Origin of the sequence: Desulfovibrio sp. X2 (assembly GCF_000422205.1) — a bacterium.
In the GTDB taxonomy this organism is placed as follows: domain Bacteria; phylum Desulfobacterota; class Desulfovibrionia; order Desulfovibrionales; family Desulfovibrionaceae; genus Alkalidesulfovibrio.
The window spans coordinates 1-18,978 of the sequence record NZ_ATHV01000066.1; the positions used below are offsets into that span (position 1 = coordinate 1).

The 18,978-nt window shown below is 70.0% G+C and carries 19 protein-coding genes; 2 read left to right on the top strand and 17 right to left on the bottom strand.

The window, feature by feature from the left end; all coding sequences use genetic code 11:
- Positions 1-198: 198 nt before the first annotated feature.
- The 5 genes from phoU to pstS are packed head-to-tail and all read right to left on the bottom strand — an operon-like array spanning position 199 to position 4,638.
- Positions 199-891 (bottom strand): phosphate signaling complex protein PhoU, encoded by a 693-nt coding sequence (gene phoU / locus DSX2_RS17000; RefSeq protein WP_020882237.1) that lies wholly within the window; start codon positions 889-891, stop codon positions 199-201.
- A 23-nt stretch (positions 892-914) separates the two neighbouring features.
- Positions 915-1,688 (bottom strand): phosphate ABC transporter ATP-binding protein PstB, encoded by a 774-nt coding sequence (gene pstB, locus DSX2_RS17005; RefSeq protein WP_020882238.1) that lies wholly within the window; start codon positions 1,686-1,688, stop codon positions 915-917.
- Complete coding sequence (gene pstA / locus DSX2_RS17010) at positions 1,685-2,524, bottom strand: phosphate ABC transporter permease PstA (protein ID WP_152513010.1); 840 nt, start codon at positions 2,522-2,524, stop codon at positions 1,685-1,687. The genes pstB and pstA overlap by 4 nt, the downstream gene beginning before the upstream one ends.
- Before the next feature lie 8 nt (positions 2,525-2,532).
- A complete protein-coding gene (gene pstC / locus DSX2_RS17015) occupies positions 2,533-3,573 on the bottom strand; it encodes a phosphate ABC transporter permease subunit PstC (RefSeq protein ID WP_201764426.1) in 1,041 nt (346 codons plus the stop codon).
- A gap of 15 nt (positions 3,574-3,588) precedes the next feature.
- The gene (gene pstS / locus DSX2_RS17020; protein ID WP_020882241.1) at positions 3,589-4,638 is read right to left on the bottom strand and encodes a phosphate ABC transporter substrate-binding protein PstS; all 1,050 of its coding nucleotides are present in this window, start codon (positions 4,636-4,638) and stop codon (positions 3,589-3,591) included.
- A gap of 350 nt (positions 4,639-4,988) precedes the next feature.
- Between pstS and DSX2_RS17025 the strand changes: the two genes are divergently transcribed.
- Together DSX2_RS17025 and DSX2_RS17030 are read left to right on the top strand one after the other, a co-directional pair.
- Positions 4,989-5,762, top strand: coding sequence for a methyltransferase domain-containing protein (locus DSX2_RS17025; RefSeq protein WP_020882242.1), 774 nt, complete (start codon positions 4,989-4,991; stop codon positions 5,760-5,762).
- A 222-nt stretch (positions 5,763-5,984) separates the two neighbouring features.
- Positions 5,985-6,374, top strand: coding sequence for a hypothetical protein (locus DSX2_RS17030; RefSeq protein WP_020882243.1), 390 nt, complete (start codon positions 5,985-5,987; stop codon positions 6,372-6,374).
- Between the two features lie 374 nt (positions 6,375-6,748).
- Here DSX2_RS17030 and DSX2_RS17035 read toward each other — a convergent pair whose 3' ends face one another.
- From DSX2_RS17035 to DSX2_RS17090, 12 genes are read right to left on the bottom strand one after another with little or no spacing between them, the layout of a single operon-like run.
- Positions 6,749-8,032 carry a phenylacetate--CoA ligase family protein gene (locus DSX2_RS17035; protein ID WP_020882244.1) on the bottom strand — a complete coding sequence of 428 codons (1,284 nt, stop codon included), beginning with the start codon at positions 8,030-8,032 and terminating at the stop codon, positions 6,749-6,751.
- 34 nt (positions 8,033-8,066) lie between these two features.
- Positions 8,067-8,834: a tryptophan synthase subunit alpha gene (gene trpA / locus DSX2_RS17040; protein ID WP_020882245.1), complete on the bottom strand. Its 768-nt coding sequence runs from the start codon at positions 8,832-8,834 to the stop codon at positions 8,067-8,069.
- 1 nt (position 8,835) lies between these two features.
- Complete coding sequence (trpB, locus tag DSX2_RS17045; protein ID WP_020882246.1) at positions 8,836-10,101, bottom strand: tryptophan synthase subunit beta; 1,266 nt, start codon at positions 10,099-10,101, stop codon at positions 8,836-8,838.
- Entirely contained in the window at positions 10,098-10,754 is a 657-nt protein-coding gene (locus DSX2_RS17050) for a phosphoribosylanthranilate isomerase (RefSeq protein WP_020882247.1), read from the bottom strand. Before DSX2_RS17050 ends, trpB begins: the two co-directional genes overlap by 4 nt.
- Positions 10,751-11,572 (bottom strand): indole-3-glycerol-phosphate synthase, encoded by an 822-nt coding sequence (locus DSX2_RS17055; RefSeq protein WP_020882248.1) that lies wholly within the window; start codon positions 11,570-11,572, stop codon positions 10,751-10,753. Before DSX2_RS17055 ends, DSX2_RS17050 begins: the two co-directional genes overlap by 4 nt.
- A complete protein-coding gene (gene trpD, locus DSX2_RS17060; protein ID WP_020882249.1) occupies positions 11,572-12,573 on the bottom strand; it encodes an anthranilate phosphoribosyltransferase in 1,002 nt (333 codons plus the stop codon). The genes DSX2_RS17055 and trpD overlap by 1 nt, the downstream gene beginning before the upstream one ends.
- Positions 12,566-13,177, bottom strand: a complete 612-nt coding sequence (locus DSX2_RS17065; RefSeq protein WP_020882250.1) for an aminodeoxychorismate/anthranilate synthase component II — start codon at positions 13,175-13,177, stop codon at positions 12,566-12,568. The genes trpD and DSX2_RS17065 overlap by 8 nt, the downstream gene beginning before the upstream one ends.
- On the bottom strand, positions 13,161-14,609 hold the full coding sequence (locus DSX2_RS17070) for an anthranilate synthase component I family protein (protein WP_020882251.1): 1,449 nt from the start codon (positions 14,607-14,609) through the stop codon (positions 13,161-13,163). Before DSX2_RS17070 ends, DSX2_RS17065 begins: the two co-directional genes overlap by 17 nt.
- Positions 14,590-15,453 (bottom strand): prephenate dehydrogenase/arogenate dehydrogenase family protein, encoded by an 864-nt coding sequence (locus tag DSX2_RS17075; protein WP_020882252.1) that lies wholly within the window; start codon positions 15,451-15,453, stop codon positions 14,590-14,592. Before DSX2_RS17075 ends, DSX2_RS17070 begins: the two co-directional genes overlap by 20 nt.
- Positions 15,450-16,850 carry a 3-phosphoshikimate 1-carboxyvinyltransferase gene (locus DSX2_RS17080; protein WP_020882253.1) on the bottom strand — a complete coding sequence of 467 codons (1,401 nt, stop codon included), beginning with the start codon at positions 16,848-16,850 and terminating at the stop codon, positions 15,450-15,452. The genes DSX2_RS17075 and DSX2_RS17080 overlap by 4 nt, the downstream gene beginning before the upstream one ends.
- Positions 16,847-17,998, bottom strand: coding sequence for a prephenate dehydratase (pheA, locus tag DSX2_RS17085; RefSeq protein WP_020882254.1), 1,152 nt, complete (start codon positions 17,996-17,998; stop codon positions 16,847-16,849). Before pheA ends, DSX2_RS17080 begins: the two co-directional genes overlap by 4 nt.
- Positions 17,995-18,978, bottom strand: coding sequence for a 3-dehydroquinate synthase II (locus tag DSX2_RS17090; protein WP_020882255.1), 984 nt, complete (start codon positions 18,976-18,978; stop codon positions 17,995-17,997). Before DSX2_RS17090 ends, pheA begins: the two co-directional genes overlap by 4 nt.

The following is an 18,978-nucleotide window of genomic DNA, read 5'->3' on the forward strand; positions in this document are numbered from 1 at the left end:
GCGCAAGGAACGGCCCGCTCGTCATGCCCGCCTGCTGCGCATAGCCGCGCCCTCCATGACCTGACCGCCCGGCCCCTGAGACCGGACGCCCCCGCTGATCGAACCAGGAAGCTTGAGGTGAGGAGGATCGGGTGCGAGAAAGGAGGGGAAGGGATCCTTTCCCGCCTCTTTTCCGCGTCTCTCAGGCTGGCGCCCTGCTCAGTCGTGCTTGCCGCCGTCGGGCGCGTCGTCCGGGTAGGGGCTGCCGGAGAAGAGGAGGTAGAGGTGCCTGGCGATGTTCTTGGCGTGGTCGCCCGCGCGCTCTATGTTGCGGGCGATGAAGAGGAGCTCGGTGCAGGTCTCGATCATGGCGGGGTCCTGCGCCATCTGGGCGCGGACCTCGGCGAAGACCTGCTCGTAGAGGGCGTTCACCTCCTTGTCCATCTCGATGACGCCCTCGGAGAGGCTGAGCTGGCGGCTGACGTAGTCCTGCTGGAGCTTGCGCAGCATCTCGAGGACCATCTGGGCCATGCGGGGCACGGAGTGGACGCAGGCGTTGCCGGGCGTGACGCAGGCGATGGCGGCGCGCTTGGAGATGTTGGCCGCGTAGTCGCCGACGCGCTCGAGGTCGATGGAGATGCGCAGCGCCGCGATGATGAAGCGCAGGTCGTCGGCCATGGGCTGGCGCAGGGCCAGGAAGCGGGTGGTGCTGCGCTCGATCTCGCGGCCGAGGTCGTTGATGGAGGTCTCGCGGCTGGCGGTGTTGGCGGCCACGATCTGCTCGCCCGCGGGCAGGCTGCCGAGCGCCGCCTGCCACTGGCGCTCCACGAGGTCCCAGACGAGGACGAGGAGCCGGTCGATGTGGCCGAGGTCCTTGTCTATGCCGCTGAAGATGTGGCGTCCGTCGAGCATGTCTTTCTCCGGAGGATGCGCGTCTAGCCGAAGCGGCCCGCGACGTAGTTCTTGGTGCGTTCGTGGGCCGGGTTCATGAAGATGCTCTCGGTGGAGTCGTACTCCACGAGCTCCCCGAGGTACATGAAGGCGGTGCGGTCCGAGACGCGCGCGGCCTGCTGCAGGTTGTGGGTCACGATGACCACGCAGAAGTCGGCGGACAGCTCGCGCACGAGCTCGTCGATCATGCCGGTGGAGATGGGGTCCAGGGCCGAGGCGGGCTCGTCCATGAGCAGCACCTCCGGCCGGATGGCGATGGCCCGGGCGATGCACAGCCGCTGCTGCTGGCCGCCGGACAGCGACAGCCCGCTCTGGCGCAGGTTGTCCTTGACCTCGTCCCAGAGCGCGGCCTTGCGCAGCGAGGTCTCCACGACCTCGTCCATGTCGCGGCGCCCGAGCTTCCGGTAGAGGCGCACGGGGAAGGCGATGTTCTCGTAGATGGACATGGGAAAGGGGGTGGGCTTCTGGAAGACCATGCCCACCTTGGCGCGCAGGGTGTTGATGTCGCCGGACAGGGTCAGGATGTCGCGGCCGTCGAGCACGACCTCGCCCTCGGCGCGCTGGCCCGGATAGAGGGCGTACATGCGGTTCAGGACGCGCAAAAGCGTGGACTTGCCGCAGCCGGACGGGCCGATGAGCGCGGTGACCATGCGGTCGCCGATGTCCAGGCTCACGTCCTTCAGGGCGTGCTTGTCGCCGTAGTAGAAGTTCAGGCCGCGCACGCTGAGCTTGGCGGCAGGGGCGGCGTCGGTGTTCATTGGTGCATGTTCCTCGAGGTTATGGCGCGGGCCGTGACGTTCAGCACGAGCACGCCCGCGGTGATGATGAGCGCCCCGGTCCAGGCCAGGGTCTGCCAGTCCTCGTAGGGGCTCATGGCGAACTGGAAGATGACCACGGGCAGGCTGGCGATGGGCGCGTTCATGTTCGTGGAGGTGAACTGGTTGTTGAGCGAGGTGAAGAGCAGCGGCGCGGTCTCGCCGCTGACCCGGGCCACGGCGAGGAGGATGCCGGTGAGGATGCCGGGCCGCGCGGCGCGCCAGCCGACGCTGACGATGACGCGCCAGTAGGGGCAGCCGAGCGCCACCGCGGCCTCGCGCAGGGAGTCGGGCAAGAGGCCGACCATGTCCTCGGTGGTGCGCACGATGACCGGCAGGGCGATGAGGGCTAGGGCGAGGGAGCCCGCCCAGCCCGAGAAGTGGCCCTGCGGCACGACCATGGCGCCGTAGATGAACAGGCCGATGATGATCGAGGGGGCGGAGAGCAGCGTGTCGTTCAGGAAGCGCACGGCGCTGCCGAGCTTCGAGCTGCGGCCGTACTCCGCGAGGTAGGTCCCGGCCAGCACGCCCACGGGCGCGGCCGTGAGCACGGCCACCAGGGTCATCATCAGGCTGCCGAGGATGGGGTTGAAGAGCCCGCCGGACGAGCCCGGCGGGGGCGTGCCCTGCGTGAAGATGGCGGGCGAGAGGGACGATGCCCCCGCGGCCACGAGCTTTTCCAGCACCAGCGCCAGCACGGCCACGGCGACGAGGGCCGCGCCCACGCACAGCGCCATCATCACGGTGTTCAGCGCCCTGCGGCGCGCGATGAGGGTCATGTCCGGTTTCATGCGGATACCTTGCTGCCTATGCGGCGGAGCATGGAGCGGGCCACGAAGAGGACCACGAAGGTCAGCAGGAAGAGGATGAGGCCGAGCGCCAGGAGCGACGAGAGATAGACGTCGCCCACGGCCTCGGTGAACTCGTTGGCCAGGGTGGCCGAGATGGTGGTGCCCGGCTTGAAGAGCGAGAGCGCGATGCGGTGCGCGTTGCCCACCACGAAGGTCACGGCCATGGTCTCGCCCAGCGCCCGGCCGAGGCCGAGCATGATCGCGCCGAAGAGGCCGGAGCGGGCGTAGGGGATCAGCACGCGCAGGCTGAACTCCCAGTTGGTGGCGCCCACGCCGTAGGCCGCTTCGCGCAGGACCGGGGGCATGGTGGCGAAGACCTGGCGGCTGACCGAGGCGATGAAGGGCAGGATCATGAGGCCGAGGATGAGCCCGGCCGTGAAGATGCCGATGCCGTAAGGCGCGCCCTGGAACAGGGCGCCGATGAACGGGATGGGCCCGATGTACTCGATGACGAAGGGCTGCACGTAGGTGGCCATGAACGGGGCGAGCACGAACAGGCCCCACATGCCGTAGATGATGCTCGGAACGGCGGCCAGCAGGTCGATGGCCGTGCCCAGTATCCCGCGCAGGCGGTGGGGGCAGAGCTCCGTGAGGAAGAGCGCGGAGCCGAGCGCCAGGGGCACGCCGATGAGCATGGCGATGAGTGAGGTGACGATGGTGCCGTAGATCGGGGCCAGGGCGCCGAAGCGCACGGTGACCGGGTTCCACGACGAGCTGACGAGGAAGGACAGGCCGAACGTGCGCAGGGCGGGCAAGCTGTCCATGAGCAGCACGGCGCAGATCCCGGCCAGCACGAGCATGACCAGGATCGCGGCCGAGCGGGTCAGCCAGACGAAGGCGGACTCGAAAGAGGCGCCCTTGGGCTCCAGTCCGCTCCAGCCCGCCGGAGCCGGGGCGGTGGCGACCACCGCCCCGGCGACTTCGGCCTGCGTTCGTCCGGTTGTCCGGTCCAGGTCCTCCATCCGATCGTAATCCATGGGGTCGGGACTACCCTACTTCCAGACGGCTTCGCCGGAAGCGGACTTGATGTCCTTGGACCACATGGTCTCGATGGTCTCGACCACGTTCTTGGGGATGGAGACGTAGTCCAGGGAGTCGGCCATCTTGCCGCCGTTCTTGAAGGACCAGGCGAAGAACTTCAGGATCTCCCTGGCCTGCTCCGGGTTCTCCTGGGACTTGTGCATGAGGATGAAGCTGGCGGCGGTGATGGGCCAGCTGTCCTTGCCGGGCTGGTCGGTCAGCACCACGTGCATGCCCGGGGTGTGCAGCCAGTCGGCGTTGGCCGCGGCCGCCTGGAAGGACGCGCTGTTCGGCTTCACGAAGTTTCCGGCCTGGTTCTGCATCATGCAGTAGGCGAGCTTGTTCTGCAGGGCGTAGGCGTACTCGACGTAGCCGATGGAGCCGTTCGTGCGGGCGGTGAAGTTGGCCACGCCCTCGTTGCCCTTGCCGCCGATGCCCACGGGCCACTCCACGGAGGTGTCGCAGCCGACCTTGTCCTTCCACTCCGGGCTGACCTTGATGAGGTAGTTGGTGAAGTTGAAGGTGGTGCCGGAGCCGTCGGAGCGGTGCACCACGGCGATGGCCTGGGCGGGCAGCTTGACGCCCTTGTTCAGCTTGGCGATGGCGGCGTCGTTCCACATGGTGATCTTGCCCAGGTAGATGTCGGCCAGGACCTTGCCGCTCAGGCGGATCTCGCCCGGCTTGACGCCCTTGATGTTGACCACGGGCACCACGCCGCCCATGATCTGCGGCCACTGCACCAGGCCCTGCTTGTCCAGCTCGGCGGCCTCCAGCGGCTTGTCCGAGGCGCCGAAGCCCACGGTCTTGGCCTCGATCTGCTTGATGCCGCCGCCGGAGCCGATGGACTGGTAGTTGAGCTTGACGCCGGAGCTCTGCTCATAAGCCTGGGCCCACTTGGCGTAGACGGGGTACGGGAAGGTGGCGCCCGCGCCGGTGATCTCCCCGGCCATGGCCGTTCCGCCGAGCAGGGCCAGTCCCATGAGGCAGCCCAGGGCCGCCCGCCAGATTTTGTCGATGCGCATGTCGAAGTCCTCCTTGGACGTTTGCGAAAAATGCGGATGCCCCTTTCGGCATCGTCAGGATTCAGGCGGAAAGACCATAAGCCCGAAGCCGGTCTCGATTGTGACGGGACTGTTGCCGAAGCGGATAGATCGCGTGACATTCCACCGGGCCGTAACCATCGCCGCGGCCGCGCACCGGCAGCCCAGGCTCTCGCCGGACGATTTCTTAACCGTGATTAATGATAAAGTAAGAATACGCGCTCAGCGCGGGAAAGGAGATTGCGGCTGCGCGGCGCAGGGGATAGCCTGAGCGAAAAGTCCCAGAGAAAGGGACATCCGACGCGGCGGCACGCCGCGCAAGGAGCGGCCGCATGGCGACGTGGGATTCCGGACAGTACCTGAAGTTCAAGAACGAGCGCACCCGGCCGTCCATCGACCTGACGCGGCGCATCGAGCATCCCGGGCCGAAAAAGGTCCTCGACGTGGGCTGCGGGCCGGGCAACAGCACCGAGGTCCTGGCGCGGGCTTTTCCGGGCGCCTCCATCCTCGGCGTGGACAGCTCGGCCGAGATGATCGCCTCGGCCACGGCCGCGCACCCGGAACTCGCCTTCCGCCTGTGCGACGCGAGCCGCGACCTGGCGAGCCTCGGCGCGGACTTCGACGTGGTCTTCTCCAACGCCTGCATCCAGTGGGTGCCGGACCACCCCGCCCTGCTCCGCTCCCTGATGGCGCGCCTCGCGCCCGGCGGCGTGCTCGCCGTGCAGATCCCCCTCACGGAGCGCGCGCCCATCCACCGCATAATCCGCGAGCTGACCACCGGCCCCAAATGGGGCCCGGAACTCTCCGGCCTGCGCCTCTTCCACACCCTGCCCACCGGCGACTACTACGACATCCTCGCCGCCATGAGCGACGAGCTGAGCCTGTGGGACACCACCTACCACCACGTGCTCGACTCGCACGCCGCGATCCTGCAATGGTACCGCGGCACCGGCCTGCGCCCCTACCTCGCCGCCCTCGACGAGGCCCGCGCCAGGGAGTTCGAGCAGGACGTCCACGCCCGCGTGGCCCAGGAATACCCGCTGCAGGCGGACGGTAAGGTCATCTTCCACTTCCCCCGCTTCTTCTTCACCGCGCGGGCACGGTAGGCGCGGCCTGCCTCCGGCGGCCAGAGGGAGGGCTGCGCGCCCCCCTCTGGACACCCCCTGCGCGAGGCGCGGCCTCGACCCGTTTCGCACGCGGCACGCCGGACGATGGATGAACGAAGCCTGGGCGTGGCTGGCCGCTGGGAAGAGATGCGCCGGGAGGCCGCTTCCCTCTTGCAGGCCGCTCGCCCCTCCAGTAGATTCCAGTAATCGAGGAGGACCGGCATGCGGCATCTCATGGGGTCTGTGACGATTCTCGCGCTCGTGCTGCTGCTCGCGGGCTGCGCCACGCGGGCGAAGTACGAGGAACAGCTCGACAAATGGGTGGGCATGAACGAGGCGGCCCTGGTCACGGCCTGGGGCGCGCCGGACGCCGTGTACGAGACCGCCGCCCAGAAGTTCCTGACCTACAAGAAGGAACGCACGGCCATCTTCCCCGGCTCCCCCGCGACCTACGAGACCCGCCACGCCGGGGACACCTCCTACATGACCTCCTACGGCGGCACCCCCACCCAGACCATCTTCCTCGAATGCCGCACCACCTTCGTGGTCGACAAGGCCACAGGCAAAGTCGAGAAATGGAGCCTCAAGGGCAACGACTGCGTGAGCGACTGACGAAGATGCCTCCGGCGGCCAGCGAGGGGCTGCGCGCCCCTCTCTGGACTCTCCTGCGCGAGGCTCTGCCTCGACCCCCTTCGCATACGACACGACTGACGGCCGGGCACAGGTCGCCTGGGCGTGTCCATTCACAGAAAGACCGCGCGAAGATTCCGGACATGGCCGCACCGGCAGATCGGTCCGCCCCCTGCGACGCGAGCAGAAAAATTCAAGATGATGCGGAGGGCGCACCGCATTTCCCGGGGCGCTCAAAAAGCGTCAGATGCAAGGCGCAAGAAAAGCTCAAGTCCGACGCGTATTGTGACATACGCGAGGGCTTGAGCTTTTCGCGGCAACGCGGCAGATGGCGCTTTTTCAGCGCCCCGGGCGGCCTATTGGCGTTCGTCGAGGACGCGCCGGGTCTTGGCGAAGGTGCGGGGGAGTTCGCCGGGGTCGAGGACGCCGACCTTGGCGGAGACGAGGAGCGCCTTGTGCAGGGCCTGGGACACGGCGGCGGCCAGGGCGGGGTCGTTGCCGGAGAGGTCCTTTGCGCCGCGTTCCACGTTGACGGCCATGTAGTCCTTGCCCTCCACGCGGGTGAGCACGATCTGGTATTCGCTGGACAGCTCGGGGAAGCGGCCCAGGACCTCGGCCACCTGGCCGGGGTAGACGTTCACGCCGCGCACGATGATCATGTCGTCGCTGCGGCCGAGGATCTTGTCGTGGCGCGGCATGGAGCAGCCGCAGGAGCACTCGCCCTCCACGAGGCGGGTGAGGTCGCGGGTGCGGTAGCGGATGAGCGGCGAGGCCTCCTTGCACAGGCTGGTCACGACCATCTCGCCGATCTCGCCCGGGGCCACGGGGCGCAGGGTCTCGGGGTCGAGGATCTCCAGGATGTAGAGGTCGGCCCAGTAGTGCACGCCGTCGTGGGCCGGGCATTCCAGGCCGGTGCCGGGTCCGTAGAGCTCGGTCATGCCCACGATGTCGAAGGAGTCCTCGAGGCCGAGCAGGGCCTCGAAGCGTTCGCGCATCTTGGGGGTGTGGGGCTCGGCCCCGAAGATGCCGCGCTTCAGTTTCAGGCGGTCCTGCAGGCCGCGCTTCTCGACCTCCTCGGCCATGAGCAGGGCCATGGAGGCCGTGGAGCAGAGCACGGTGGCGCCGAGGTCGGTGAGGATCTGGACCTGGATGTCCAGCATTCCCGGGCCCACGGGCAGGGCCATGGCGCCGAAGTGCTCGCAGCCGAGCTGAAAGCCCGCGCCCGCGGTCCAAAGGCCGTAGCCCACGCAGATCTGGGCGCGGTCGAGCGGCGTGCAGCCCGCGATCTCGAAGCAGCGGGCCATCATGTGCTTCCAGGTGTCCACGTCCTTCTGGGTGTAGGCCATGACCTTGCGCTTGCCCGTGGTGCCGGACGAGCCGTGGATGCGCACGACCTGTTCCTCGGGCACGGCGAGGAGCGGCAGGGGGTAGCCCTCGCGCAGGTCCTCGACGCTGGTGAAGGGCAGGCGCGAGAGGTCGTCGAGGCTCTTCACGTCGCCCGGGCGCAGCCCCATGTCGCGGAGCTTGCGGGTGTAGGCGGGCGAGTTCTCGAAGGCGTGGTTCACGGTCCACTTGAGGCCTTCGAGCTGGCGCGCGGCCAGCTCGTCGGCCGAGAGGTGCGGGATGAAGCGATGGCCCATGCTGACTCCCTGTTTGAGGCTCTGCCCCGCGCCCTTACTTGAGGAAGGGCGCGAGGAACTGTGCCGCGCTGCCGCCCGCCTTCGTGTGGCTGACGATGGCGCTGCCGATGACCACGGCGTCGGCCAGGTCGCCGAAGCGCGCGGCCTGCTCCGGGGTCTTGATGCCGAAGCCGAGCGCGAGCGGCACGGTGAAGGCCTTGCGCGCGAGCGTGAGCTTCTCGAAGACCTCCTCGGGCAGGCTGTCGCGCGCGCCGGTGGTGCCGAGCACGGAGACGAAGTAGGCGAAGCCCGAGGCGTCCTCGGCGTAGAGCGCGAGGCGGTCGGCGGATGTGTTTAGCCCGACCAGGGGCACGAGGTCCAGCCCCTGCGCGCGCAGGAGGGCCTTTATCTCCCCGGCCTCCTCGTAGGGCAGGTCCGGGACGATGAGGCCCGAGACCCCGGCGGCGGCGGCATCGGCCGCGAACTTCTCCCAGCCGTACTGCATGAAGGGGTTGACGTAGCCCATGAGCACGATGGCGGCGTGCAGCTTCCCCTTGCGCTCGGCCAGGCCGTCCAGGATGCCCTTGAGGCAGGCGCCGCGCTCGAGGCATTCGTTCACGGCCTCCTCGATGACCGGGCCGTCGGCCACGGGATCGGAGAAGGGCACGCCGACCTCGATGACGTCGGCCCCGGCCGCGTCCATGCCCTCGATCTCGGTCCAGAAGCGCTCGCAGTCCGGGTGGCAGAAGGGCAGGTAGGGGATGACGGCCTTGCGGCCCTTGGCCTTGGCCTCCTCGATGCGCGTGGTGAGAAGCGAGCCCATGCTATTTCCCCTCCTTGGGGCCTTTCACGGCGTACTTGGCCGAATAGATGTCGGAATACGCGGAGGGGTCCTTGGCCAGGACCTCCTCGACGATGCCCATGTCCTTGTCGCCGCGTCCGGAGAGGCAGACGATGACGTTGCCGCCCTTGGGCAGCCTGTCCGCGTTGTCCAGCACCCAGCCCACGGCGTGGGAGGATTCCAGCGCCGGGATGATGCCCTCCTTGCGGCACAGGACGAAGAAGGCGTTGAGCGCGCGGTCGTCCTTCAGGCAGTAGTACTCGGCGCGGCCGGTGGCCTGCAGCCAGGCGTGCTCGGGGCCCACGCCGGGGTAGTCCAGGCCCGGGGCCACGGAGTGCGAGGGCTCGATCTGCCCTTGCTCGGTCTGCAGGAGCTTGGTCAGGGTGCCCTGGAACACGCCGGGCGTGCCCTGGGAGAGCGAGGAGGAGTGGTAGCAGCCGGGCTCGCCGGTGCCCGCGGCCTCCACGCCGATGAGGCGCACCGAGGTCTCGGGCACGAAGGCGTGGAACATGCCCATGGCGTTGGAGCCGCCGCCCACGCAGGCGACCACGGCGTCGGGCAGGCGGCCCATGGTGCGGGCGGCGAACTGCTCCTTGGCCTCCAGGCCGATGACGGCCTGGAAGTCGCGCACGAGCTCGGGGAAGGGGTGCGGCCCGATGACCGAGCCGATGCAGTAGTGGGTGGTGCGCTGGTTGGCGATCCAGTCCTTGAGCGCGAGGTTCACGGCGTCCTTCAGGGTCTTGGTGCCGTTTTTGGCCGGGACGACCGTGGCGCCGAGAAGCTCCATGCGGCGCACGTTGTGCGCCTGGCGCTCCACGTCGATCTCGCCCATGTAGACCACGCACTCCAGGCCGAGCATGGCCGCGGCCGTGGCCGTGGCCACGCCGTGCTGGCCCGCGCCGGTCTCGGCGATGATGCGCGGCTTGCCCATCTTCTTGGTCAGCAGGGCCTGGCCGATGGTGTTGTTGATCTTGTGCGCGCCGGTGTGGTTCAGGTCCTCGCGCTTGAGCCAGAACTCGAGGCCCAGCTCGCGGGAGATGTTGGGGCAGTGGTAGAGGGCGCTCGGCCTGCCCACGTAGTCGCGCAGGATGGCCGTGAACTCGTCCTGGAATTCCTTGGAGGCGACGATCTCCTGCGCGGCGCGGGTGAGCTCCAGCACGGGCGGCATGAGCAGCTCGGGCACGAAGCGGCCCCCGAATTCGCCGTAGTAGCCGGAGTCGGTCGGGGTCGTGTCTTTCTTCGGGGTCATGAGGGTTGCTCCTGTTTGAGAAGATGGAAGAGCGCTTCCAGTTTGGCGATGTCCTTGACCCCGGGCGCGGATTCCACGCCGGAGTTCACGTCGAGCCCCGCGATGCCGGGCAGCGCCGCGGCGCGCGCGGCGTTCTCCGGGGAGAGGCCGCCCGCCAGGATGAGGGGCACGGGGCTCTCGAGCCCTTCGAGGAAGGCCGGGTCGAGCGCGCGGCCGTGGCCGCCACCGGAGGTCCCGGCGTCGAGGAGGAAGTAGGCCGCCGCGTCGCGGAAGGCGTGCATCTCCTCCATGAGCGATTCGCGCGTGGGGTGCCGCTCGGGCCAGAAGACGCGGATGACGCGCTCAGCCCCCACCCGGCGGCAGAACTCCGGGTCCTGCCCGCCGTGCAACTGGGCCATGGAGAGCCCTGCCGCGTCCATGGCGGCGCGCACCTCGCCCGCCTCCTGATGCACGAAGACGCCGACCTTCCTTGCGGGCAGCCCCTCCAGGGAGGCCGGAACGGCCAGGGCCACGTAGCGCGGGCTGCCGGGATGGAAGATGAAGCCGAGCCAGTCCGCGCCCAGGCGCGCCGCGAGCACGGCCTCGCGCGGGCGGGTCAGGCCGCAGATCTTGACGATCAGGGAGCGGCCGCATGGCAGGACGGTCGGGCTCATGCCACGGCCTCCCGCGCCGCCTCGATAAGGGCGCGCACGGCGGCCGCGGGATCGGCCGAGGACATGAGGCTCGTGCCCACGAGCACGGCGTCGTAGCCCGCCCGGGCCATCCGCGCGGCATCCTCCGGGCCCTTCACGCCGCTGGCCGCGATCCAGACCTCGTCCCCCTGCTTGCCGCCCGCGGCGGCCATCAGGTTCTCGGCGTTGCCGAGGTCCACGGCCAGGGTGTCGAGGTCGCGGTTGTTGACCTGGATGATGCGGCTGCCCGCCTCGCGGGCCATGGCCAGGTCGGCTTCGTCGAAGATCTCGACCACGGCCTCGAGCCCGGCCGCCGCGCCGAGCACCAGGAAGCGCGCGAGCGTTCCGGCGTCCGGGAGCATGCGCGCGATGAGCAGGAAGGCCGAGGCCGGGGTGGCCGCGGTCTCGCGGATCTGCACCTCGTCCAGGATGAAGTCCTTGCGCAGCATGGGCAGGCCCACGGGGCGGCAGGCGGTGAGGAAGTCCGGGTCGCCCTTGAAGTGCACCCGCTCGGTGAGGATGGAGAGCGCGGCCGCGCCCGCGTCGGCATAGGCCTGGCAGGTGTGAAGCGGCGTGGCGCCGAGGTTGATGTCGCCCTGGCTGGGCGAGGCGCGCTTGTATTCCGCGATCACGGCCAGGGGGGCCGCGGCGGCGAGCGCGGCGGCGAAGGCCGGGCGGCCGCCGAGGAAGAAGGAGGGCAGCGCACCCCGCTTCTCGCGCTCGCGCAACATGGCGATCTCAGGCGCCTTGGCGGCGCGGAATTTTTCCAGAATGCCCGCGGGCCGTGGCGATCCGGTCATCACGCCACCTCGAAGCGGCGTCCGGCCGCGCCCTCGAACACGGCGGCGCGGGCCTGCATGGCCGCGGTCTCCAGGTCCGGGGCGTCGCCCAGCACGTAGAGCGCCACGGCCAGGTTCAGCATGAGCATGTGCTGCATGATGATGTGGCCCTGGCCCGAGAGCAGGTCGCGCATGGCGCAAAGCGCCTCGTCCGGCCCGGCCACGCTGACGTCGGACGGCCTGCCGCCGCCCAGGCCCAGCTTGGCGGGGTCGATGCAGTCCTCGCGCACGGTGCCGTTCTCGACCCAGAGCACGCGCGAGGGGCCGAAGGGCGTGACCTCGTCGAAGCCCTCGGCGCCGTGGACCACGGCGGCGCGCGTGACGCCCGAGCGGGCCAGGACCTCGGCCATGAGCGGCATGAGCGTCTGGTCGGCCACGCCCAGGAGCTGGTGCGTGGGCCGGGCGGGGTTGAGCAGCGGCCCCATGACGTTGAACACGGTGGGGATGGCGAGCTCGCGGCGGATGGGCACGACGTGCTTGAAGGCCGGATGGTAGGCCGGGGCGAAGAGGAAGACGAAGCCCGTGCGTTCGAGCTCGGCCGCGACCTCCTCGGGCGGCAGGTCCAGGCGTATGCCCATGGCCTCCAGGATGTCCGCGCTGCCGCAGGACGAGGAGACCGAGCGGTTGCCGTGCTTGACCACCTTGTGCCCCATGGCCGCGAGCGTGAGCGCCACGGCCGTGGAGCAGTTGAAGGAGTTGCGGCAGTCGCCGCCCGTGCCGCAGGTGTCGATGCGGGGGCCCGAGAGGTTCGGCACCAGGCGCGCCTCGCCCAGGCAGGCCTCGACCCCGGCGGAAAGCTCCTCCGCGGTCGCGCCCTTGGCGCGCAGCCCCATCAGGAAGGCTCCGGCCTGGGCCGGGCTCATCTCGCCCGCGAGCAGCCCCGCGAAGGCGCCGCCCGCCTGCTCGGCCGTGAGGTCGCGCCTCTTGGCCAGGGTTTCGAGTATTTCACGAATCTCAGCCATTGGCGGCTCCCTCCCGGTGCAGCAGGTTGTCGGGCCCCAATTTGTCGGGGAAGTTGGCCAGGAGCTTCATGCCCTCCGGCGTCAGGATGGACTCGGGGTGGAACTGCACGCCCTCCCAGGGGCGGTCCTTGTAGCGCAGCCCCATGACCTCGCCCGCATCCACGGTGCGGGCCGTGACCTCGAGCAGGTCGGACTTCTCGGCCGGGACGAGGAGCGAGTGGTAGCGGCAGACCTCGAAGGGGTCGGGCAGCCCGGTGAAGACGCCCTTGCCGTCGTGGGTCACGAGGGAGGTCTTGCCGTGCATGATGCGCTCGGCCACGAACACGGGCGCGCCCGCGAAGTGACCGAGGATCTGGTGCCCCAGGCAGACGCCGAAGACCGGCACGGTCTTCGGCAGCCGCTCCAGGAACTGCAGGCACAGGCCCGCGTTCTCCGGGTTCGAGGGGCCGGGGGAGATGCAGACCATCTCCAGGTCGGCCGCCGTGGCCATGTCCAGGAGCTCGGGGCGGTCGTTGCGCACCACCTTCGGGTCCTTGCCCAGCATCTGGAAGGCCTGGACCAGGTTGAAGGTGAACGAATCGAAGTTGTCAATCAGCAAAAACATCGCCCTTCCCTCCTCCTTCGAGCACCTTGCGCACGGCCCCGGACTTGTTCGTCACCTCGGCCCACTCCGTCTCGGGCACGGAGTCGTAGACGATGCCGCCGCCGGACTGCCACGAGACCTTGCCCCCGCGCACCCACATGGTGCGGATGAGGATGCCCGTGTCCAGGTCCACGCGGCCCTTGTCCAGGCCGAGCCAGCCCACGGCGCCGCCGTAAGGCCCGCGCGGCAGGCCCTCGAGCTCGGCGATGATCTCCATGGCGCGCACCTTGGGCGCGCCGGAGAGCGTGCCCGCCGGGAACGTCGCGGCCAGCACGTCCAGCGCGTCCACGTCGTCGCGCGCCTCGGCCTCCACGTAGGAGGTCAGGTGCATGACGTGGGAGAAGCGCTCCACGTTCATGAACTTCTCCACGCGCACCGTGCCGGGCGCGGCCACGCGGCCCAGGTCGTTGCGGCCCAGGTCCACGAGCATGACGTGCTCGGCCCGCTCCTTGGGATCGGCCAGCAGCTCGGCGGCCAGGGACTCGTCCTCGGCCGGGGTCTCGCCGCGCGGCCGGGTTCCCGCGATGGGCCGGGTCTCGAGCCTGCCGCCCTGGCACTTGACCAGGAGCTCGGGCGAGGAGCCGACCAGGGAGACCTCGGGCAGCTTCATGTAGAACATGTAGGGCGAGGGGTTCAGCTGGCGCAGGCGGCGGTACAGGGTGAAGGGGTCGCCCTCGAAGTCCGCCTCGAAGCGGTTGGAGGGCACCACCTGGATGCACTCGCCCTGGCGGATCATCTCCTTGGCCCTGTTCACGCCCTCCATGAAGCCTTCGCGGCCGGGAACGGCGCGGATCTCGCCGACCTTGGGCGCCCTGGCGGGCCGCGTCACGCGGGCGGTGTCGAAGGCCGGGCCGCCGGACTCGCCGAGCCCCCGGGAGTCGCCGCTCGGGTCGCCGTCCCAGGTCAGGTAGCAGCAGCGGTGGTGCAGGTGGTCGTAGAGCACCACGCTCGCGGGCAGCACCAGCACGGCCTCGGCCTCCTCGGGCGGCACGACCCTGGCCAGCTTGGGCTCGAAGAGCCCGGCCATGCCGTAGCCGAAGTAGCCGAGCAGCGAGCGCGTGATGGGCGGCAGGTCCGGGGCCTCGTCGGGCGGCTCGATGACCAGGTTCTGCATGGTCTGGCGCACGCCGTCCAGGAAGGGCTCGCCGTGCAGCTTGTTGATGCCCGCCACGCGCGGATCGCCCGCCAGGATCTCCATGCCCCCGTCGCGGCAGGAGAGCGTCAGGCGGAAGTCCCAGGCGATGAGGGAGTAGCGGCCGAGCCTGCCGTCCACCTCGGCGCTCTCGAGCAGGATGCCCGGGCCGTCGCCCACGAGCCCCAGATAGAGGCTGATGGGCGTCTGGATGTCCGCGGGCAGGAACCTCGCCCGCTGCTTAAGCCTGATCTGTCGCATGGTCCGCTCCTTTGGCGTGTTGTTCGCGGTCGCGGGCTTCGTCGCTCCACCACCAGCGGGCGCGCTCAACCAGGAGGTCGACGTCGCCGCCCGCAGCCACGTTCAAGTGGGAGCGGAAGATTCGGACAGCCTCCTGGCTGGCCGGGTTTGATTCGAACATTGCCTCGAACATGGAGGAGTCGCGCAGGCACATCTTGCGCGCCGCTTCCAGGCGGCGGCGGAAGCTCGGGGTGACGAAGCGCAGCACGCCCTCCTGGGCGGCCACGGTGGCCAGGTAGGCCACCGTGGTCACGAAATTGAGCCCCTGCACGAAGGACTGGATGTTGTCGTGCTCGCGGGCGGAGACGTCGAAGGGGATGAAGCCCAGGCGCCTTAGGAAGGTGCACACGCTCTCGCGCGCCGCGTCGTCGCGGCCGGGGCAGACCGAGACGCGCCGGTCCTCGGGCTCGGGCAGCACGCCGCCGAACAGGGGATGGGTGCCGACCACGGGCCCGGCGTAGGCGTTCAGCATCTGGCGCAGCGGCGTGACCTTGACCGAGCAGACGTCGGCCAGGATCTGCTCGCCGTCGAGCAGCGGGGCGACGATGCCGAGCGCCTGGCCCACGGCGTCGATGGGCACGCAGACGAGCACGAGGTCCGCGCCCGGAAGGGCCGACCCGGCCCCTTCCGCGGTCAGGGGCTTGTCCAGCTCGCGCACGGCCATGCCCGCGGCCCGGGCGCGCTCGCAGAGCATGCGCCCCATCTCGCCCCTGGCCCCGACCACGGCGATGGTGTTTATCTCGCGCGCGTCCTTGGCGACGTCGGCGTCGCGCCCGCAGCGAAAACCGTCGGTCCCGTCGCTCATGCCCCTGCCCTCCTGCTCCCTGCCGCCGCGAGCACCGGCGCCCAGCGCGTAAAGAAGTCCGGGAAGGACTTGGAGACGCAGGAAGTGTCGTCCAGGCGCACGTCGATGCCCGCGAGCCCGTAGATGCTCGCGCTCATGGCCATGCGGTGGTCGCCGTAGGAGCCGAAGTCCACCGCGCCCGAGGCGAAGCCCGCGCGTCCCTCCTTCGGGGGAATGATGCGGATGCCGTCCTCGAGCAGCTCGGCCGAGGCCCCGGCGCGCTCGAGGTTCGCGGCCGCGGCAGCGAGGCGGTCGGATTCCTTGATGCGCAGGTGGGCCACGTTGCGGATCACGGTCTCGCCCTGCGCGAAGGCCGCGAGCGCGGCCACCGTGGGCACCAGGTCCGGGCAGCGGCCCATGTCGAGCTCTGCGCCGTGCAGTGTTCCCTGCGCGGGCGGCCGGGAGACGATGAGCCCGTCCTCCACGGACACGGGCGCGCCCATGGCCGCGAGGATGTCGCACATGGCGCGGTCGCCCTGGGCCGAGTCGGGCCTGAGCCCCGCCACGGCCACGGCCGGGCCTATGGCGCCCGCGGCCAGGAAGTAGGAGGCGCTGGACCAGTCGCCCTCCACCGAGTACTCGCGCGGCCAGTAGGAGGCGGGCTGCACGGCCAGGCGCAGCTCGCCGGGCCTCGCCTCCTCGATCTCGCGCCAGGGCACGGGCAGGAACTTGGGCTCGCGGCCGCGCACGCCCTTCTCGGCCAGCTTCATGACGTGGAACTGGACGCCGAAGTCCTCCATGACCTGCAGGGTCAGGGAGACGTAGGGCCAGGAGACGACCTTGGAACCGCCGATCTCGAGCACCGTGGGCTTGTGCGCAAGCGGCGCGGCCAGGAGCAGGCCGGAGAGGTACTGGCTCGACTCCTCGAGCGAGACCGAGGCGAGGCCGCCCGTAAGCCCGGCCGTGAGCACGCGCAGGGGCGGGTAGCCCTCCTTCTCCAGCCACTGCACCTCGGCGCCGAGACTGTGCAGCGCCTGGGCCAGCGAGCCGATGGGCCGCTCGTGCATGCGCGGGGCGCCGCGCACCTCGAAGACGCCGTGCCCGGCCGCGGCCACGGCCGTGATCAGGCGGCAGGTGGTGCCGGACTCGTGGACCTCGAGCAGGACGGGCGCGGCGCCGTCGCGCAGCTCCCCGCCCGTGAGGCCTCCGGGCCTGCCTGTCACGCGCAGCCCGCCGCCGTCGAGCTCGGTGATCTCCACACCGCCCGCCTCCAGGCAGCCGCGGGTGATGGCCAGGTCCACGGAGCGCAGCACGTTTCTCACCACGCTCACGCCGTTGGCCAGGCCCGCGGCGATGAGCGCGCGGTGGGACAGGGACTTGGACGGCGGGGCCGTCACGGTGACGAAGGGGGCGTTCATGCGTCCTCTCCTCCGGCCCGGGTGTTCATGACCGGGCTGTTGTCGATCTGCGGGCCCACGGGGTAGGCGCCGAGCACCTTGAGGCTGGCGCAGGCCTCCGTGAGGCCTTCGCGCACCGCGGCCAGCTCGGGCAGGCCGAGGTCGCACTCGAGGTCCGCGAAGAAGGCGTAGCGCCACTTCTCGCCCTTCACCGGACGCGACTCGAGCTTGGTGATGTTGACCCCGTGGGTGGCCAGGAGGTCCAGCACCAGGGCCAGGGCGCCGGGCTTGTCCAGGGTGGTGAAGAGGATGGAGCTCTTCTTGTTGTTGTCCCCGGCCTTGTTGGGCGTCTTGGAGATGACGAAGAAGCGGGTCCAGTTGTCCGGGTAGTCCTCGATGGGCGCGGCCAGGATGGAGAGGCCGGTCATGGCCGCGAGGCGGGCGTGGCCGATGGCCGCGCTCCCCGCGCCGCGCCCGGCGGCCACGCGCCGGGCCGCGGCCGAGGTGCTCTCCACCGGGTGCAGCTCCGCGCCCGGCAGGTTGGCGCGCAGCCAGCCGCCGCACTGCTCCAGCGGCTGGGGGTGCGAGTAGACGTGGCGGATCTCCGAGAGCTCGCCGCCCTTGGCCATGAGGCAGTGGGAGATGCGCGCGAAGAGCTCGGCCTGCACGGCCACGTCGTAGTGCATCAGCGAATCGAGGCTCTGGCCCACGGCGCCCTGCAGCGAGTTCTCGATGGGCACCACGCCGAGGTCCGCCTCGCCCGAGGCCACGCTCTCGAACACGCCCGGGATGTGCGGGCGCGGCGTGTACTCGGCCGAGGCCCCGAGGTAGCGCAGCCCCGCGAAGTGCGAGAAGGTGCCCTCGGGTCCGAGATAGACCACGGAGAGGGTACGCTGCAGGCTGCGCGACGAGGAGATGATCTCTCTATAGATGGCCTTCAGGTGCTCGTCGGGCAGCGGCCCCTGGTTCAGGCCGCAGAGCTTGGACAGCAGCCGCTCCTCGCGGCCGGGCTTGAAGACCTGCCCCGAGCCGCCCGCCTTGATCCGGCCCACGCGCCGCGAGACGCGGGCGCGGCGGTTCAGGAGTTCCAGGACTTCCTCGTCGATGGCGTCGATCTCCCGCCTGACGGCGGAGAGCACCTTGTCGTCCGCGATGCGTTTCTCGCTCATGCTTCCGTTATCTCCTCGTCCACGGCCATGCCGAAATGGCGTCCGGCCTTGTCCAGGCGCACCAATACCTCATCTCCCTCGGACAGGGCCACCACGCTCACGGGCTCGCCCGTGGGCCTGACCAGCCGGATGGTCTCCGCGTTCTGCAAGAAGACGCCGCCGCGCCTGCCGCCCACCTCGGCCTCGATGGCCAGCATGGGCCGCACCTCGACCTTGGAGCGGCCGACCACGGCCGTGGTCGTCATGCCGTCCGATCCGGCGATCAGCACCTCGTCGCCCGCGCGCAGCTCCTCGAGGTAGCGGGTGCGGCCGTCGGCCATGAAGGCATAGGCGTGCACCGCGCCCGCGTTCACGCGGAAGGGGCGCGAGGCCACGTAGGGGTTGGCCTCGGTCTCGGCGTGCACCAGGAAGGTGAAGGCCGAGGAGTTGCCCGTGAGCATGCCCTGGCCGCGCGAAAGAATGCTCAGCGTGTCCACGCAGACGCGGTGGCCGAGCCCCACGGGGCGGATGGAGACGATGCGGCCGGGCACCAGCTCCTCGCGGCCGCGCGAGAGGCGCAGCTCGGAGACGATGCGCGGCAGCTCCATGGCCGCGTCGGGCGAGGCCGCGATGAAGTCCACGCCGCGCTCGAGCACGCCCGCGGCAAGCCGCGCCTCGGAGAGGGAGCGCGCCTCGGCGCCGAGCAGCGCGCCCTCGCCCCTCCTGCCCGCCAGCAGGTTCTCCACCGGGATGATCTCCCAGGGGGCCATGAGCAGGACGGAGCGGCCAGCGGCCAGGGCCTCGGCCGCGCGCTCCTCGTCTGCCTTGGATTCGATCCTCACGCGCACGAAGTCGTCCGGGGCGAGGACCTCGACGCGGCCCAGAGCGCGCACGGCGTCGGCCTTGTCCGGCTCGCAGACCACGGCGTCCACGCCGCTCTCGAGCGCCCGGGTGACGTCGTCCTTTTCAAAGGGCACGGCCAGGAAAAGCACATGACGCAT

Coding starts and splice junctions, on each gene's coding strand:
- phoU (WP_020882237.1), bottom strand. CDS start 891: ATGCTCGACGGACGCCACATCTTCAGCGGCATAGACAAGGACCTCGGC.
- pstB (WP_020882238.1), bottom strand. CDS start 1,688: ATGAACACCGACGCCGCCCCTGCCGCCAAGCTCAGCGTGCGCGGCCTG.
- pstA (WP_152513010.1), bottom strand. CDS start 2,524: ATGACCCTCATCGCGCGCCGCAGGGCGCTGAACACCGTGATGATGGCG.
- pstC (WP_201764426.1), bottom strand. CDS start 3,573: ATGGATTACGATCGGATGGAGGACCTGGACCGGACAACCGGACGAACG.
- pstS (WP_020882241.1), bottom strand. CDS start 4,638: ATGCGCATCGACAAAATCTGGCGGGCGGCCCTGGGCTGCCTCATGGGA.
- DSX2_RS17025 (WP_020882242.1), top strand. CDS start 4,989: ATGGCGACGTGGGATTCCGGACAGTACCTGAAGTTCAAGAACGAGCGC.
- DSX2_RS17030 (WP_020882243.1), top strand. CDS start 5,985: ATGCGGCATCTCATGGGGTCTGTGACGATTCTCGCGCTCGTGCTGCTG.
- DSX2_RS17035 (WP_020882244.1), bottom strand. CDS start 8,032: ATGGGCCATCGCTTCATCCCGCACCTCTCGGCCGACGAGCTGGCCGCG.
- trpA (WP_020882245.1), bottom strand. CDS start 8,834: ATGGGCTCGCTTCTCACCACGCGCATCGAGGAGGCCAAGGCCAAGGGC.
- trpB (WP_020882246.1), bottom strand. CDS start 10,101: ATGACCCCGAAGAAAGACACGACCCCGACCGACTCCGGCTACTACGGC.
- DSX2_RS17050 (WP_020882247.1), bottom strand. CDS start 10,754: ATGAGCCCGACCGTCCTGCCATGCGGCCGCTCCCTGATCGTCAAGATC.
- DSX2_RS17055 (WP_020882248.1), bottom strand. CDS start 11,572: ATGACCGGATCGCCACGGCCCGCGGGCATTCTGGAAAAATTCCGCGCC.
- trpD (WP_020882249.1), bottom strand. CDS start 12,573: ATGGCTGAGATTCGTGAAATACTCGAAACCCTGGCCAAGAGGCGCGAC.
- DSX2_RS17065 (WP_020882250.1), bottom strand. CDS start 13,177: ATGTTTTTGCTGATTGACAACTTCGATTCGTTCACCTTCAACCTGGTC.
- DSX2_RS17070 (WP_020882251.1), bottom strand. CDS start 14,609: ATGCGACAGATCAGGCTTAAGCAGCGGGCGAGGTTCCTGCCCGCGGAC.
- DSX2_RS17075 (WP_020882252.1), bottom strand. CDS start 15,453: ATGAGCGACGGGACCGACGGTTTTCGCTGCGGGCGCGACGCCGACGTC.
- DSX2_RS17080 (WP_020882253.1), bottom strand. CDS start 16,850: ATGAACGCCCCCTTCGTCACCGTGACGGCCCCGCCGTCCAAGTCCCTG.
- pheA (WP_020882254.1), bottom strand. CDS start 17,998: ATGAGCGAGAAACGCATCGCGGACGACAAGGTGCTCTCCGCCGTCAGG.
- DSX2_RS17090 (WP_020882255.1), bottom strand. CDS start 18,978: ATGCGTCATGTGCTTTTCCTGGCCGTGCCCTTTGAAAAGGACGACGTC.